Origin of the sequence: Maritalea sp. S77 (assembly GCF_049801075.1) — a bacterium.
Classification (GTDB): domain Bacteria; phylum Pseudomonadota; class Alphaproteobacteria; order Rhizobiales; family Devosiaceae; genus Maritalea.
Genome location: NZ_JBNAGG010000001.1, coordinates 1,370,335 through 1,384,079, shown reverse-complemented (window position 1 = coordinate 1,384,079; position 13,745 = coordinate 1,370,335). Strand labels below are relative to the sequence as shown.

At 50.7% G+C, this 13,745-nt stretch carries 12 protein-coding genes; 11 read left to right on the top strand and 1 reads right to left on the bottom strand.

Annotation, left to right across the window (positions count from 1 at the left end; translation table 11 throughout):
- The first annotated feature begins 7 nt into the window (after window positions 1-7).
- Genes ACP15Y_RS06650 through ACP15Y_RS06640 form a run of 3 tightly spaced genes read left to right on the top strand, consistent with a single transcriptional unit; the run spans window position 8 to window position 3,452 of the window.
- Window positions 8-367, top strand: coding sequence for a response regulator (locus ACP15Y_RS06650; RefSeq protein WP_424982218.1), 360 nt, complete (start codon window positions 8-10; stop codon window positions 365-367).
- A 28-nt stretch (window positions 368-395) separates the two neighbouring features.
- Window positions 396-2,951: a chemotaxis protein CheW gene (locus ACP15Y_RS06645; RefSeq protein WP_424982217.1), complete on the top strand. Its 2,556-nt coding sequence runs from the start codon at window positions 396-398 to the stop codon at window positions 2,949-2,951.
- 21 nt (window positions 2,952-2,972) lie between these two features.
- On the top strand, window positions 2,973-3,452 hold the full coding sequence (locus ACP15Y_RS06640) for a chemotaxis protein CheW (RefSeq protein ID WP_424982216.1): 480 nt from the start codon (window positions 2,973-2,975) through the stop codon (window positions 3,450-3,452).
- 85 nt (window positions 3,453-3,537) lie between these two features.
- Here the strand turns inward: ACP15Y_RS06640 and ACP15Y_RS06635 are convergent, their stop codons facing one another.
- Window positions 3,538-3,888 carry a hypothetical protein gene (locus ACP15Y_RS06635; protein ID WP_424982215.1) on the bottom strand — a complete coding sequence of 117 codons (351 nt, stop codon included), beginning with the start codon at window positions 3,886-3,888 and terminating at the stop codon, window positions 3,538-3,540.
- A 160-nt stretch (window positions 3,889-4,048) separates the two neighbouring features.
- Here ACP15Y_RS06635 and ACP15Y_RS06630 point away from each other — a divergent pair, with 160 nt between their 5' ends.
- The 8 genes from ACP15Y_RS06630 (at window position 4,049) to ACP15Y_RS06595 (ending at window position 13,677) form a co-directional block, all read left to right on the top strand.
- Window positions 4,049-4,630 carry a hypothetical protein gene (locus ACP15Y_RS06630; protein WP_424982214.1) on the top strand — a complete coding sequence of 194 codons (582 nt, stop codon included), beginning with the start codon at window positions 4,049-4,051 and terminating at the stop codon, window positions 4,628-4,630.
- A 328-nt stretch (window positions 4,631-4,958) separates the two neighbouring features.
- A complete protein-coding gene (locus ACP15Y_RS06625) occupies window positions 4,959-5,810 on the top strand; it encodes a CheR family methyltransferase (RefSeq protein WP_424982472.1) in 852 nt (283 codons plus the stop codon).
- On the top strand, window positions 5,807-6,868 hold the full coding sequence (locus ACP15Y_RS06620; protein ID WP_424982213.1) for a protein-glutamate methylesterase/protein-glutamine glutaminase: 1,062 nt from the start codon (window positions 5,807-5,809) through the stop codon (window positions 6,866-6,868). The genes ACP15Y_RS06625 and ACP15Y_RS06620 overlap by 4 nt, the downstream gene beginning before the upstream one ends.
- Window positions 6,869-6,955: 87 nt before the next feature.
- Entirely contained in the window at window positions 6,956-7,345 is a 390-nt protein-coding gene (locus ACP15Y_RS06615) for a response regulator (protein WP_424982211.1), read from the top strand.
- A gap of 171 nt (window positions 7,346-7,516) precedes the next feature.
- Entirely contained in the window at window positions 7,517-10,060 is a 2,544-nt protein-coding gene (locus ACP15Y_RS06610; protein ID WP_424982210.1) for a methyl-accepting chemotaxis protein, read from the top strand.
- A gap of 185 nt (window positions 10,061-10,245) precedes the next feature.
- The gene (locus ACP15Y_RS06605; protein WP_424982209.1) at window positions 10,246-10,626 is read left to right on the top strand and encodes a YbaN family protein; all 381 of its coding nucleotides are present in this window, start codon (window positions 10,246-10,248) and stop codon (window positions 10,624-10,626) included.
- A gap of 93 nt (window positions 10,627-10,719) precedes the next feature.
- Window positions 10,720-12,891, top strand: a complete 2,172-nt coding sequence (locus ACP15Y_RS06600; protein WP_424982208.1) for a malate synthase G — start codon at window positions 10,720-10,722, stop codon at window positions 12,889-12,891.
- Entirely contained in the window at window positions 12,892-13,677 is a 786-nt protein-coding gene (locus ACP15Y_RS06595) for an IclR family transcriptional regulator (RefSeq protein WP_424982207.1), read from the top strand.
- Window positions 13,678-13,745 lie beyond the last annotated feature (68 nt).

Genomic DNA, 13,745 nt, shown 5'->3' with positions numbered 1-13,745 from the left:
TCGGTTTATGCGTGTACTCACGGTTGATGATTCCCGCACCATCCTCGCCATGCTTCAGCACACGCTTGCTGGGGCCGGGTATGAGGTTTTGCAAGCCGAGAATGGCCAGGAAGGCCTAGACGTTTTGCAAAATGAGCCAGTTGATGTGGTGATCACTGATATCAATATGCCGATTATGGACGGCATAGAATTTATCAAAAATGTCCGGGCTTCTGGCAAGTATCAAAGTCTGCCGATCCTTATTTTGACGACAGAAACAAGCCAAGACAAGCGAGACCAAGGGCGCGCCGCAGGCGGCACCGGTTGGATCGTGAAGCCTTTTGATCCGGACAAGTTGCTGAGCGTAATCAAGAAGGTCAGCCACTAATTAGTATTGTAACAGGGCTGGGTAGGTCATGAGTGAACTAGACGAGTTTAAAGCCACGTATTTTGATGAGTGTTCCGAGCTTTTGATTGAGCTTGAGGAACAATTTGTTGCGATTGAAGAAGGTGATCAGGATACTGAGCGCCTTAATGCTGTTTTTCGCGCAATTCACTCAATCAAAGGCGGCGCTGGGGCGTTTGGTTTCCAAGGCTTGGTGGGGTTCGCCCACTCCTTTGAAACGTTGCTCGACTATGTGCGCGATGGCCGCGTTGAGCTCACAGAGGATGTGACCACGCTCTGCATTCGCTCAATTGACTTGGTTGCCGATTTCGTGACCGCGGCGCAAGAAAACCGCGAGCTCGGTGCGGACTATGGTGCGGACGAGAAGCGCCAGTTCGACCAATTGTGCAATCCTGATGCCGCCGAAGGCGATGGCGAAGACGAGCCCGAAGATTTCGATATCGAATTTACACCAGTCATGGTGAACGTAGCTGAAGAAGCTGACGAGTTTGAAGAAGCACCGCTTGAAGATGAATTGAATGCTGCATTGATGGACAATGTTGACGACAGCGACGAAGAAGCTTTGGCCGAAGAAATTGCCAATGCTGACGTGGTTTTCGAAAATGATGACATTTCCGACGATGTGGTGGTTGATGACGCGGGCGACGACGATTTGACCGAGATGCCAATCTCCGATTGTTGGCTTGTGTCCTTCAACCCGTTGCCAGCCCTTTACGAGCGCGCAAATGATCCGCTGCTCTTGTTCCGCGAAATGTCAATTATTGGCGACACCGTGGTGCGCGCCGAGCTGCGCGACATCCCGCCATTACAAGATTTTGAGCCGTTTCAGCCTTATTGTTCTTGGAAGATTTTCCTTCAGGGCGACGATGTAACCGAAGAGCGTATTCGCGAAGTCTTTGAATTTGTTGAGGGCGATTGCGAGATTGAAATTACCCCTCCAGGCGGCATTTCAGAGCAACAAGCCGCGCATCTTGTTGGCGATATCTCGGCCACAGCCAAATTGGTTGTTGCACCAGAAGATATGACGCCAGCGACCGACGATGATGTTGCAGAGGCGGGTGACGATGTGAGCTTTGCCGCGTTGGCTGGCGAACTCGGTGTGGAAGGTCTGGGCGAAAGCGCAGACGAAACACCGGTCGCAACGGAAGCATCTGACGTTGCGCCGACACCTCCAGCTGAAACGGTAGAGCCTATGGCTGAAAAGACAGATAAAGTGGAAGAAAGCGATACTTCGCTTGCAGATCTACTTGAGGCTGAAAAAGCAACAGCACCCGCTGCAAAACCGGCAGAGGCGAAAGCTGAGACCGAGCAAACATCTGATCCTGCGCCTGCGATGCCGCCAGCGGCTGCAAAAGCACCTGCCGTGCCGAAAGCGCCAGAAAAAGCGCCAGTTCAATCCATTCGTGTGGATCTGGACAAGGTTGATCGGGTGGTGAACATGGTGGGTGAATTGGTGATTACCCAGTCCATGCTGACCCAGCAAATGGACGAAACACTGCGCGAAAAATATCAAGAATTGGTGCGCGGCATTGAGGTGCTGGCACAAACAACACGTGGTCTGCAAGATAGCGTGATGGCCATTCGGGCGCAGCCGGTGAAATCAGTATTCTCTCGCATGCCGCGTTTGGTACGTGAGTTGGCGTCGAAAACAGGTAAAAAGATCAAGCTTGAGATGGTCGGTGAGCAGACCGAGATCGATAAGACTGTGATCGAGCAATTGTCAGATCCGCTGACTCATATGATCCGGAATTCGGCCGACCACGGTGTTGAAACTGTCGAAAAACGCACCGCGGCAGGCAAGCCAGAGCAAGGTACAATTCGCCTCTCTGCTGAACAAGCCGGCGGCAACATTTTGATCATCGTTGAAGATGATGGTGCAGGTATCAACCGCGAACGCGTCTTGGCTATTGCCAAAGAGCGTGGTGTTGTGGCGCCAGAGCAAACACCAACCGACGAGCAGATCGACAATTTGATCTTTGCACCAGGCTTCTCCACAGCCACTGAAGTGTCAGATATTTCTGGTCGCGGTGTGGGCATGGATGTGGTGTTGTCCAACATCAAGAAAATCGGTGGTTCCGTGCAGGTACGGTCAAATCCAGGTCGCGGTACCCGCATGACATTGCGTTTGCCGCTCACTTTGGCTGTGCTTGATGTGATGTTGGTAAGCGTTGCAGGCTGCCCATATGTTGTGCCGCTCTCCTCAATTGTAGAAACAATTCAGGCTGGCAAAGCAGACTTTGGCAAAACCCCAAGCGGCGCACGTTTGCTGTCTATTCGTGGCGAATATGTGCAAGTTGCTGATTTGGCAACAAGATTTGCGATGCACACCACAGCGGATGAGCAAGATCGCTTTGTGGTTCTGTGCGAAGCCGACGGTTCTAGTAAGATTGCGTTAGTTGTAGATGAAATTATTGGCCAGCAGCAAGTAGTTATTAAGAGTTTAGAGGAAAACTATGAGCGTATCGACGGCATAGCTGGTGGCACAATCCTTGGTGATGGCCAAGTGGCGTTGATTGTCGATGTACAGGGCCTCAAAGCAGGACCAAACCATCGAAACGCCGCCTAACGGCACAAATGGAGACTGAATATGGAAGCAATTGAAGTCAGCGAAAACGGCCACGAGCCTGGCGGTGCGAATTCAATTCAATTGATCGCCTTTTCAATTGGCGAACAAGTTTACGGTGTTGAGATCACTACCGTTCGTGAAATTCGCGCATGGAATGGTGCAACACCTTTGCCAAACACCCGCGAATATGTTCGCGGTGTAATCAATTTGCGCGGCACAATCGTGCCAATCTTTGATTTGCGCGCCCGTTTTGGTGAAGGCAAAACAGAAGTAACAAAAAATCACGTGGTGGTTGTTCTTTCTGTTGGTGATAAATGGATCGGTATCTTGGTGGACGCTGTGTCCGACATTTTGACCATTCAGCGTGATGACATCCACAATGTGCCTGAGGGCGAAAACATGGATGCAGAATTGCTCAATGGCATCATCACTCACGATAACCGCATGGTGGGTCTGATCGATTTAGACACTGTTGTTGGCAGCACAGGTGAAGAGTCCTAAGCGCCGCAACGTCAAAATGACAAAAGAAAAGCCCGGCATTTTTGCCGGGCTTTTTCTTTGAAAAGATGATGAAAGAGTTGTTGGTTTAGAACAACTCGATATCGTCATTATTGCGTTGTGCAACACCGGAAAGGTTTGGCTTGCGCAACTCGTCCAAAGTTAGCCCCGCCCAAACATCTTCTGCTTCCACACGATCTGCGATTTCAACCATTTCCGCCATGCGTCGTGCGGCGCCTGCCATATTATCGCAACGTTGCTGCACTCGATCTTGCATTTGCAAGCCAACAATGATTTTTCGAATGGCTTCGTCGCGCGCATTTTTGCAGCCCACGCTGTCGTCCATCAGCACGGCAAGTCCGTCATTAACACGGTCCACCATCTCTGCCGTTTGACGGGCTGTTTCTTCTAACTCAATGGCCAGTTTCGCCAAGGACATACGCTATCCCCCCGATTTTTAAGACCTTCAGCCTAACCCGCATTTCCTAACCAGTGCTTGCCCCTTCGCCCAAAAAAATCTGAAAGTTTCAGTTTAGGTTAGCAGTTCACTAACAATTTAGCGTGTAGATTTGTGAAAACGATTATTTCAGGTGAGTGTAGTGAACCCGAGCGCAAGATCGCCAAGAGATATACCCGCAGGATCTACCCAGCAAGTGCATCAGGGCGACTGTCATGTCACCAAAGATGCCAATGTTGCGTTTTCAACCGTACTGGGCTCCTGTGTTGCCGCATGTGTGCGAGATAAATTGACTGGCGTCGGCGGCATGAACCACCTTTTGTTGGGTGTGCAGTCGGATAGTTCCCGCGATCGATATGGCGAAAGCGCGCGTTATGGTGCCTACGCGATGGAAGAACTGATCAACAAAGTGCTGACCCAAGGGTCTGGCCAACGCGATCAACTTGAAATCAAAGTTTTTGGTGGTGGCAACATCAATCAAAAAATGGACGATGTTGGCGCGAAGAACGCTGCATTCGTGCGCGGCTTCCTGTCGGCGGAAGGATATAAAGCTGCTGCTGAAGATTTAGGCGGTACCTATGCGCGCCGCGTCGTTTTCCAGCCGGTGGCAGGCAAAGTGTTCGTGAAACACCTCGATAGCTCGGTCAACGATTCATTGATTAAGGAAGAAATTTCCAAGGCCAACAAGCCAGCTGTGGCACACGACGATATCGAATTGTTCTAAACAGCATCAATTCATTGGAATTAAAAGATATTTGGGCGCGCATTGGTCGCGCCCTTTTTCGTGCAGCTGTCGCCATTAAAACCAGTTATTAACCAATAATGTTTACGTTTGTGCAAGGAATAGAGCAGGCGAAAACAGTGAGTCATTCGCCATTTTCTTTTCCCGTTAATTTTGCTTCTCGCGTGGCGGTGCACATTTACCAAATTTAAGGGTGTGATCCGCCATACTTGGCTCGAAGGCGTATGCCGACCAACGGTACGTCCACCAATTAACGGGCTGTTTTTGCATCTTATGATGCAAAGTCAGGGGAAATGAGGCTGTGACCAGTATGGATAATGGTGAGATCTCCTTGTCAGATCGCGAATTTGAAGCGGTAAGAAATAAAGTCTACAAACTCGCGGGCATCTCGATGAGTGATGCAAAGCGCACGCTTGTGGTTTCACGACTGTCAAAGATTGTGCGTCGGCTAAATCTAAATACCTTTTCCGAGTACATTGACTTTTTGGACCGCGGCGCCTCTGCCGAAGATGTTCAAGAATTTATCAATGCCTTGACCACCAACCTGACGCGGTTCTATCGCGAAGATCACCATTTTGATCATTTGGTGGAACATGTGGGCAAATTGTTGGAAGATCCAAAAATCAAGTCAGCAAAGCGTTTGCGTTTCTGGTCCGCTGGATGTTCCACCGGGCAGGAGCCATATACAATTGCCATGGCGCTTTATAATGCCTTTCCACAGCTCAAAAGCTGGGACATGCGCATTCTAGCGACAGACATTGATACCGATGTGGTGCGCCGCGCCCAAATGGGGATCTATAAAGAAAACGATCTTGCGGGCCTGAGCCCAGAGCGATCAAAATTCTTTGAACCGCTGGGCAATGGCGATGTGCAGATTCCAGATTTCATCCGCCAAGCGATTGCCTTTAAGCCGCTTAACTTGATGAATGATTGGCCAATGAAAGGGCCGTTTGACGCCATTTTCTGTCGCAACGTTGCCATCTATTTCAACAAGCCAACGCAAGAGCGCATGTTCACCCGTATGGGCGAATTACTGGCGCCGCATGGCTATCTATATATCGGCCATTCTGAAAATCTGAACTCAGTTTCCGAGAAATTCCAGCTGGTGGGCAAGACCATCTATAAACCTAAAAACGAACCGGCCTCCCGGAGCGCAGCATGATCAAAGTACTAATCGTTGACGATTCCGCCCTTATCCGCAGCGTGTTGCAAACACTGCTTAGCGAAGACCCGAATATTCATGTGGTGGGAACGGCGTGTGACCCGATGGACGCACGCGGCAAAATCAAGACGCTCAATCCAGACGTGGTGACACTTGATATTGAAATGCCCAACATGAACGGTTTGGCGTTCTTGGAAAAGATCATGCGCTTGCGGCCAACGCCGGTGGTGATGATTTCGACCCTTACGCAAAAGGGCGCGCAGGAAACTTTGCTGGCACTTGAACTCGGCGCCGTCGATTTTGTCGCCAAGCCGGGGCACGATTTGGAAGGTGGCCTTGAGCAGTTTGGTCGCGAAGTGCGCGAAAAAGTGATCGCAGCGTCGCAATCAGATGTGCGTGGTCGCGCCATGGAGCGTCGGCCTGCTGGCGCACCCGCTGCGCGGGCACCTGTGCCGACCAAAGTCAATTCCTCCCGCAAAGCATTGATCGCCATTGGCGCGTCAACTGGCGGCGTGGAAGCCATCAAAACCGTTTTATCCGGCCTGCCGAAAGATTGTCCGCCTGTCGTGATCGCCCAGCATATGCCGCCGGGCTTTACTGAGCGGTTTGCAGCGCGCTTGAACGAAGTCAGCGGTCTAACCGTACTTGAGGCGACCGACCGTGAAATCGTTAAGCCGGGCCATGCTTACATCGCACCTGGTGGCGCACATTTGCGGGTTGAATATAGTTCTGGCCAGCTTAAGTGCCGCATTGGTGCAGATGAAGTGGTGTCTGGACATCGCCCATCAGTGGACGTGTTGTTCAATTCTGTTGCACAGCAAGTGGGGGCTTACGCTGTTGGCGCAATTCTCACGGGCATGGGCAAGGATGGGGCGCAAGGCCTGCTTGAAATGCGCAATGCCGGTGCGTACACCGTCGGTCAGTCGCAGTCTTCTGCCCTGATTTATGGCATGCCCGGTGCCGCCAAAAATATCGGCGCGGTGCAAGAAGAGGCCAAAATTGAGGTTATCGCATCCAAACTTATTTCTGCTTTGGAAGCAAAACGTGACGCTGCGTAAGCGTGAGTTGAGAACTTAGTAACGGTTTGACGTTTATGATGCGATTTGAATTAAAGTTAACTAAGAATATGTCAGAGGCCCAAGCGTATGCCTAAAGCCAGTTCTTTGACCGTTTTGATTGTTGATGATCAGCAATCCATGCGCGGGATCTGTAAGTTTATCTTGAATCAACTCGGCTTCAAAACCGTGATTGAAGCCAAGTCCGGTCGTGATGCGCTCACCAAATTGGAGTCGGCAAATGTGGATCTGATCATTTCAGATTGGAACATGGACGACGTTGATGGGCTCACTCTGCTGAAAGTTATTCGCAAACATCCCAAAACCAATAAGATGCCGTTTATCATGGCAACGGGTCGGGGTGACAAAGAACAGGTGAAAGAAGCCATCGCCTGCGGCGTAAATAATTATGTCATCAAACCGTTTGATGCCGGCACGATGAAAAAGAAGATCGAAGCAGTTATTGGCGCTTTGACTTAAAGTGCACCGCTTCTTTACTGTGAGTATTCACGGCGCCTTTGCTACGCATTGGCGCCGTTTTTTAAGATAAGTTTAGCTTTTCCATCATAAATTGTTTTCTGAAGTATTGCGGATTTTGCTCAAATTATCGCAATTTGGGGGGAATTCTACAGAACGTAGAAAAGGGCGAGCATGTTCAAAAAACTCAAAATGCCATCCATCACAATCGCAAAGAAATTGCCGATTGTTGTTGTGTCAGCGGCGCTCCTCGTGGGGGCCGGCGTTGGTTTTGTGAGCTATCAGGTTTCACAAAATACAGTGAATAGCCTAACACAACAACGGCTTTCGACCATTGCGTCGATCCGGGCTGAAACCCTGTCGGACATGTTGAACAAGATGTCGGCCGATTTGGTCAAAGCGGCGGCAGACCCAAATGTGGTCACTAACGCCACTGAATTGCGCAAAACCTGGGAACAGGCAGATGCAGCAGACCCGACCGGCTATTTGCAGGAAGGGTTTATCGACAACAACCCGCATGCCGAAGACGAGCGCCACTTGGCCAACACGGCTAAGCAGTTCACGAACTATGATTTCGCGCACTCTCGCATTCACCCTGAATTGGCAACACAAGCTGTTAACGCAGGCTACAAAGACATTTTGATGATTTCACCTGATGGTGTGATCGTCTATTCCGTTTTCAAGAAGCGCGATTTTGCCACGAAGGTTGAATCTGGCTCGGCGCTGGATACCATCCTGCAAAAGGCAAATGGTGCGGAAAATGGCGAAGTTGTCTTCACTGATTTTGCACCATATCCGCATTATGCCAACGCTGCTGCGAGCTTTATGGGCTCTCGGATTGTGGACGATAAGGGCAATTTTGTCGGCGTACTTGTGTTTGGCGTGCCATACGAAACGATCGCCGGCTTTATCGGTTTGACAAAAGGTTTGGGTGAAACTGGCGAAACATTGCTGGTGGGCGCTGATAAGTTGTTGCGGGTAGATTCAACCCACACCGAAGAAAACGATGCATTTGTGACCAGCTTGGACACTGTTGCAATTGATCAGGCCTTGGAGGGCGAACCTGCCCACTCCATCACTGTTGACGCCCATGGCGACCAGGTGCATGTGGAAGCTATTCCGGTTGAGTTTGCTGGCGTGAAGTGGGCCATGGTAGCTAGTCAGGAAATTTCAGAGCTGTTCCAGCCAGTGGTTGAAATGCGCAACATGATGTTGATCGTGGGTGCCATTATGTTGGCCATTGCGGTTGCTGGGGGCCTATTCTTTACCCGTACAGTCACTGTGCCAATCTCTCGCCTGACCAAAACCATGCGGGCATTGGCTGATGGCGATTTGGACGTGGAAGTGCGCGGCACCAAAGGCAATGATGAGCTTGGTGAAATGGCGCGTGCTGTTGAAGTGTTCCGTGAAAATGGCATCAAAGTTGAGCAAATGACCGAAGCGGAGAAGGAAGCATCTGCTTCCCGCGCTGCCGAACGTCAAAACATGATGCGCGAATTGCAATCAGCGTTTGGCGATGTGGTGGATGCAGCAGTTGATGGCGACTTCTCTCGCCGCGTACAAGCTGAATTCCCTGATCAAGAGCTAAACACACTTGCTGAAGGCGTGAACCGCTTGGTAGAAACGGTTGACCGTGGCATCAACGAAACAGGCAAAGTATTGTCTGCTCTTGCCGATGCGAACCTGACTGTGCGGATGGAAGGCGAATATAAAGGGGCCTTTGATCAGCTCAAAACAGACACCAACCGCGTAAACGCAAAACTAAGCGACGTGATTGGTCAGTTGCGTTCAACCTCTCGTGCGTTGAAAGTGGCAACAAGTGAAATCTTGGCAGGTGCCAATGATTTGTCTAGCCGCACCAACGAGCAGGCCGCGACCATCAATCAGACCTCTATGACAATGAATGAACTGTCCAAGACTGTTCTGGAAAACGCCAAGGAAGCATCAGACGCCAGCGCCAATGCTGAAGAAGTGCGTCAGACAGCTGAGCAGGGCGGTGAAGTGATGCGTCAGGCTAATGAAGCCATGGAGCGGATTACATCCTCCTCCAACCAGATCTCCAATATTATTGGCATGATCGATGATATCGCATTCCAAACCAACTTGCTGGCCTTGAACGCTTCTGTTGAAGCCGCACGGGCAGGCGAAGCAGGCAAGGGCTTTGCTGTTGTGGCCGTTGAAGTGCGGCGCCTGGCTCAATCTGCAGCGAATGCATCTTCTGACGTGAAGAAACTCATTGAGCAGTCTGTATCTGAAGTGTCAGACGGGTCTCGTTTGGTGGCGGAAGCAGCAACCAATCTAGAATCCATGCTGGATGCGGCGCGGTCTAACAATGCGATCATGGTGTCAATTGCGGATAAGAGTAAGGCGCAAGCCACCTCCATCGAGCAAATCACCACCTCTGTGGCGCAGATGGACGATATGACGCAACGTAACGCAGCACTTGTTGAAGAGACAAATGCAGCCATCGAGCAAACAGAGGCACAAGCATCAGAGCTTGATGCGATTGTTGATGTTTTTGTCACCGATGGAGTGCGTGCAGAAACGCCAACCGCAACCCAAGCTCCTGCAGCGCAAAGCGCTCCGCAAACAGGCATCAAGGGTTTGCAGCAAAAGGTTGTAACAGCAGCCAAATCCTACCTTACACGCGGCAATGCGGCGGTGAAGCAGGAAGAGACTGCAGCGGTTGATGAAGATGCTGATTGGAAAGAATTCTAAGGCATCAATACAGCTCTAGAAATTATAAGGCCCAGTTCTCGCGAACCGGGCCTTTTTTGTCCACGGGCAATTAGGGGGGATGTGGACAAAGGATGTCTCAGGCAGGTGACATCTAAACATGAGTATAAAAATCATATTTATTTTCGCCTGTCAACTCGACATGATGTGGAAAAAAGGGTGATTCCGTGTCTGATAGTCGTTTTTGGCGGTTGATCTGGTCTGCCGTAGCGTGGACCTGCTTAGGCTTGGGCCTGATTGGGGTTTTCCTGCCCATCATGCCCACCACACCATTTCTTATTATTGCGGCCTTTGGCTTTGCCCGCTCAAATGAGCGCATCCACAAATGGCTTATCGAACATCCTCAACTTGGTCCGCCAATTGCGGATTGGGAGAAATATGGCGCCATTGCCACCCGCGCCAAGATCACTGCTGTGCTCACTATGGGTGCAGTTTTTATGGTGTCGGTTTTGATTGGCCTAAGCTGGAAACTATTGTTGATTCAAGCCGCATGTCTGGGTGGAGCGGCCTTGTTTATTCTCACTCGAAAAGCACCGCCAAAAATGTAATTTCCACAATATGGAATGCAATTCCATTTTGTTTGACAGCGGCAAGGCTTTGCCGTTATTCTGGCCAAAATTCAAATTGGTGAGGAATAGATTATGCGTGCGTCAGACTATCAAGAAATCGGCCAACTCAAAGTTGCGAAGCAATTGGCGCAATTGGTCGAAGAAGAAATCTTGCCAGGCCTTAATCTAGACGCCACAAAGGTCTGGATCGCCTTCGAGAAGATTTTGGATGACCTCGCACCGCGCAATAAGGAGTTGCTTGCCAAGCGGGAAAAGCTTCAGCAACAAATCGATGATTATCATCAGGCGCGCAAAGGGCAGGATTTAGATCCAGCTGATTATAAAAAGTTCCTCAAAGACATCGGCTATCTGGTGCCCGAGGGTGCCGACTTTGAAATCGCGACGCAAAATGTAGATGATGAAATTGCCAAAGTTGCAGGCCCGCAACTTGTGGTGCCGGTGATGAATGCGCGCTTTGCATTGAATGCTGCCAATGCCCGCTGGGGTTCGCTCTATGACGGATTTTATGGCACTGATGCCATCTCAACGGATGGGGAACTTGCCCCCGGCAAATCCTACAATGCCAAACGGGGTGCAGAGGTGATTGCGCGGGCTGCTGCATTTTTGGATCAAGCCATCCCATTGGCAAAAGGAAAGCACAGTGATGCGTCTGCCTACCAGATCAGCGATGGTCAATTCATCGCGACCATTGATGGCAGCGAAGTTGCGCTGGCTGATCCAAGCCAATGTATCGGCACGCGCGAAACGCGAGCAGGCGAGAGCTATTTGTTCGTCAATAATGGCTTGCACATAGAAGTTGTCATCAACAAAGAAGATCCCATCGGCCAGCAAAGCAGTGCGGGCGTTAAAGATGTGGTGTTGGAAGCCGCGCTTACCACCATTCAAGATTGCGAAGATTCTGTTGCAGCCGTTGATGCTGAAGACAAAACTGAAGTGTATCGCAACTGGTTGGGTCTGATGAAGGGGGATTTGCAATCCAGCTTCACCAAAGGCGGTAAGGAGATGGTGCGCTCTCTCAATGGCGATCTGACCTTCAAGGGCATCGACGGCGAGGCATTTAGCTTGCCCGGCCGCTCGCTGATGCTGGTGCGCAATGTTGGCCACCTGATGACCAACAATGCTGTGCTTTACGCTAATGATGAGGAAGTGCCCGAAGGCATGCTCGACGCGATGATCACTGTGCTCTGCGCCATGCACGATCTGAATAAAGAGCAAGGACCACGCAATTCGCGCGCTGGCTCTATCTATATTGTGAAGCCCAAAATGCATGGCCCAGAAGAGGCCGCGTTGACCGACGAACTCTTTGATCGGGTTGAAGATGCCTATGGCCTTGCGCGTCACACCATTAAGGTCGGCGTCATGGATGAAGAGCGCCGCACCACTGTCAATTTGAAAGAATGCATCCGCGCAGTGAAAGACCGAGTTGTATTCATCAATACTGGCTTTTTGGATCGCACCGGAGATGAAATCCACACTTCCATGGTGGCCGGGCCAGTTTTGCCCAAAGGCGATATTAAGGGTGCCAAATGGCTGACCGCCTATGAGAACTGGAATGTCGATACAGGGCTGGAAACAGGCTTCTCGAAACAGGCGCAGATCGGCAAGGGCATGTGGGCAATGCCCGACGAAATGGCAAAAATGCTTGAGGCGAAAACCGATCACCTGAAAGCAGGTGCCAATTGCGCGTGGGTGCCATCGCCCACAGCAGCGGTGTTGCATGCCACCCATTATCACCAGATCAATGTGTTCTCCGTTCAAGATCAGCTGAAGACACGTACAAAAGCCACTCTTGATGACATTTTGACACCGCCACTTCTGGGTGGGCGCAATTTGTCGCCAGAAGAAGTTCAGAATGAACTTGAAAACAATGCCCAAGGCATTTTGGGCTATGTGGTGCGTTGGATTGATCAGGGCGTGGGTTGCTCTAAAGTGCCTGACATTCATGATGTAGGCTTGATGGAAGATCGGGCGACATTGCGCATTTCATCGCAACATATTGCCAACTGGCTCTATCATGGATTGGTGGACAAGCAGCAAGTGATGGACGCGCTTAAAAAGATGGCAAAAATCGTAGATGCGCAAAATTCTGACGATCCGGCCTACCAGCCAATGGCGAGCAATTTTGACAGTTCCGTTGCTTTCGCGGCCGCTTGTGAGTTGGTGTTTGAAGGTATCAAACAACCGTCAGGATATACAGAACCAATCCTTCACCGCCGCCGCCTTGAAGCGAAGGCAAAAGCCTAAATGGCCGATCAAAAACAACCCAAAAGTCCGGTTCAATCATTGGATCGGGCTTTTGGCCTTCTCAACATCATCGCCAAAGAGCCAGATGGTATTGCTTTGGGCGCATTGGCGCAAAAGGCAGATTTGGCCCCCTCAACCACCCACCGATTGCTGGGTGCGCTGGAAGGGCAGGGCATGGTGGCATTTGATGATCAGGCAGGCGCTTGGCAAATTGGACTCGGGGCATTTCAAATTGGCGCTGGCTTTTTGCATCGCCGCGATTTTGTTGCTGCCGCCCGCGCGCCCATGCGGCGTTTGATGCAGGAAGCAGGAGAAACCGTAAACCTCGCCATTCTCAACCAACATCGTGTGGTGTTCATCGCGCAGATTGAGTGTGAAGAGGTGATGCGCATGGCGGTGAAAATTGGCAGCGTGGGGCCATTGCATGCGAGTGCGGTAGGCAAGTCCATGTTGGCCTTTAAATCTTACGAAGAGGCGAAGCCAATTATTGACGCTTTGAGCTTCCCGCAGCTCACGCCCAAATCATTGCCGGACAGAAAAGCCTACGAATCGGAACTGGAAAATGTGCGCAAAAATGGCTTCGCGCTGGACGATGAAGAGCAATCTTTGGGCTTGCGCTGCATCGCTGCACCGGTTTTTAATGAATTTTCTGAGCCGGTTTGCGCCCTATCCATTTCGGGTCCAACAGTGCGCGTCAGCCAAGCGCGCACCGCAAGTTTAGCGCTGTTGGTGCAGGCGGCAGCGGATCGCGTGACAGAAAAATTAGGTGGAAAAAAGCCAGATTAGATGGAACTTCACGAAAAAGTGCGCGTTATTCTATGTGAAATAATCTGGAGTGTGGCAAAGATGCTCTA

Coding starts and splice junctions, on each gene's coding strand:
- ACP15Y_RS06650 (WP_424982218.1), top strand. CDS start 8: ATGCGTGTACTCACGGTTGATGATTCCCGCACCATCCTCGCCATGCTT.
- ACP15Y_RS06645 (WP_424982217.1), top strand. CDS start 396: ATGAGTGAACTAGACGAGTTTAAAGCCACGTATTTTGATGAGTGTTCC.
- ACP15Y_RS06640 (WP_424982216.1), top strand. CDS start 2,973: ATGGAAGCAATTGAAGTCAGCGAAAACGGCCACGAGCCTGGCGGTGCG.
- ACP15Y_RS06635 (WP_424982215.1), bottom strand. CDS start 3,888: ATGTCCTTGGCGAAACTGGCCATTGAGTTAGAAGAAACAGCCCGTCAA.
- ACP15Y_RS06625 (WP_424982472.1), top strand. CDS start 4,959: ATGGATAATGGTGAGATCTCCTTGTCAGATCGCGAATTTGAAGCGGTA.
- ACP15Y_RS06620 (WP_424982213.1), top strand. CDS start 5,807: ATGATCAAAGTACTAATCGTTGACGATTCCGCCCTTATCCGCAGCGTG.
- ACP15Y_RS06615 (WP_424982211.1), top strand. CDS start 6,956: ATGCCTAAAGCCAGTTCTTTGACCGTTTTGATTGTTGATGATCAGCAA.
- ACP15Y_RS06610 (WP_424982210.1), top strand. CDS start 7,517: ATGTTCAAAAAACTCAAAATGCCATCCATCACAATCGCAAAGAAATTG.
- ACP15Y_RS06600 (WP_424982208.1), top strand. CDS start 10,720: ATGCGTGCGTCAGACTATCAAGAAATCGGCCAACTCAAAGTTGCGAAG.
- ACP15Y_RS06595 (WP_424982207.1), top strand. CDS start 12,892: ATGGCCGATCAAAAACAACCCAAAAGTCCGGTTCAATCATTGGATCGG.